We start from the raw sequence: 1667 nt of genomic DNA on the forward strand, positions 1-1667 counted from the left end.
CCCCTGGCCGCCCCTCCGCCGTCCCCCGCCGCCTCGTCGTCCTCCACACCGTGCGCGAAGAGCTTGAGCACCGGTACGCCGACCTTGTGGCGTGCGCGCGAGGCCCAGTCGCGGTGGAAGAACTCCTCCACGTAGTGGGGTTCGGTCAGCACGATCACCTCGTCGGCCGCCGATTCCTCGACGACGGACTTGAGGTGGTCCAGCGGGTGGTTCTCGACCACCACGCCGGTGGCCTCCCGGCCCGCCGCCCGCAGCGCGGCCAGCGAGTGCGTGAGCGCCAGCTCGGCGGGGCCCCGGGCCTCGGCGCCCTCGGGCTCGTCACCCTCGCGGCCGGCCTCCTTCAGCTCTCCGAACGCCACGTCGTCGATGGCGCGCAGCAGCGCGTCCGCCTGGTCACCGCGAGGCTGCATGAGGAGGATGAAAGCGACCTCCTCGGTGCCGTGGAGCGTGGTGACGAATTCGACGTCCACGGACGACAGGGGCTTCTCGATCATCAATACGCTTGTGAACACGACAGGCGCCCTTCGTCGTTCAGGGGCCGGTGAGGCCCGCTGCGGAAACCATCCTTCCCCGTGCCCGCACGGGGTCTACGTGAGTCTGCGTGAGTAATTCTGCCCAGCGGAAGCTAACCGGAACGACAAATTCCGCCCAATGTCAGATCCGACGGTATCGGGTGAAAAGGAACCCGGCCTCCTCCAGTACGGCCGCCAAGGCGAACCGTTCCGGGTCGGGCAGCACCGGTCCGCCGGTGATGCGCTGGGCGCTGCCGACCGTGAGCAGGGGGGCGACGGTCAGGCACAGTTCGTCGAGCACTCCGGCCGCCGCGAACTGGCCGAGGAGCCGGGGGCCGCCCTCGGTGAGCTGACGCACCAGGCCCATGTCCGCCAGCGCCGTGACCGCCCGGTCCGGCTCGACGCCGGGACCGTCCCCGGCGACGATCACCCGCGCGCCCGCCTTCTCCGCGTCGCGGACGCGGTCGGGGGAGGCGGCGGCGCCGGTCAGGACGAGGGTCGGTACGAGGGGCGAGGTGAAGAGCGGGAGCGAGAAGTCCAGATTCAGGCTCGCGCTCACGACGGCGATCGCGGGCGCGGGCGCCTGCCCGTCGGCGGCGCGCCGCGCGGCGAAGGCGTCACGGGCGCGGGCGGGGCGGTAGCCCTCCAGGCGAACCGTTTCCGCACCGACGATGACGACATCCGCGAGACCGCGCAGGGTGCCGAAGATCCGCATGTCGGCGTCGGACGAGATGGCCTGCGAACGGCCGTCGTGCTGGGCGGCGCCGTCGAGCGTGGAGACCATGTTCGCGCGCAGCCAGCGGTGCGGGGCGTCGGAAGGGGCGGGAGCGTCGGGAGTGGTGAGGGGCGCGGGGTACGCGTACGCCTCGGCCAGCTCGTCCAGCGTCCACTCGCGGTCCACGAGGTTCACCGGGGCCTCGGACCGGCCCTCGGACCGGCCCGAGGGCCGGGCCTCGGGCCGGGCCTCGGGTGGGGGCGCGGCCGCCGGCGCGGTCCGATCGGTCACGGGGAACAGGCGTCGCATGCGCAGCAGTCTGACACGCGGGGTCGCACGCGGTCGCACGCCGCGAGACCCGCGCGCCGGTCCCGCCCACGTGTGCGAATGACCGCCACGAACTGCCCATGTCCGGAACCCGGCCGGCCTCCCCCGTACCG

General features: G+C 73.0%; 2 protein-coding genes. Both read right to left on the reverse strand.

Going from position 1 to position 1667, the window contains the following annotated elements; all coding sequences use genetic code 11:
• Positions 1-512, reverse strand: a 512-nt coding sequence (locus BHU15_RS37560; protein WP_069631149.1) for an indole-3-glycerol phosphate synthase, incomplete at its 3' end; no start/stop codon positions are given.
• Positions 513-654: 142 nt separating this feature from the next.
• Positions 655-1536: a pyrimidine reductase family protein gene (locus tag BHU15_RS37565; protein WP_069631148.1), complete on the reverse strand. Its 882-nt coding sequence runs from the start codon at positions 1534-1536 to the stop codon at positions 655-657.
• Positions 1537-1667 lie beyond the last annotated feature (131 nt).

Origin of the sequence: Streptomyces niveus, from assembly GCF_001723055.1 — a bacterium.
Classification (GTDB): Bacteria; Actinomycetota; Actinomycetes; order Streptomycetales; family Streptomycetaceae; genus Streptomyces; species Streptomyces niveus.

What these genes read in the sequence shown, in the direction of transcription:
- BHU15_RS37565 (WP_069631148.1), bottom strand. Translation starts at nt 1,536, where the DNA reads ATGCGACGCCTGTTCCCCGTGACCGATCGGACCGCGCCGGCGGCCGCG.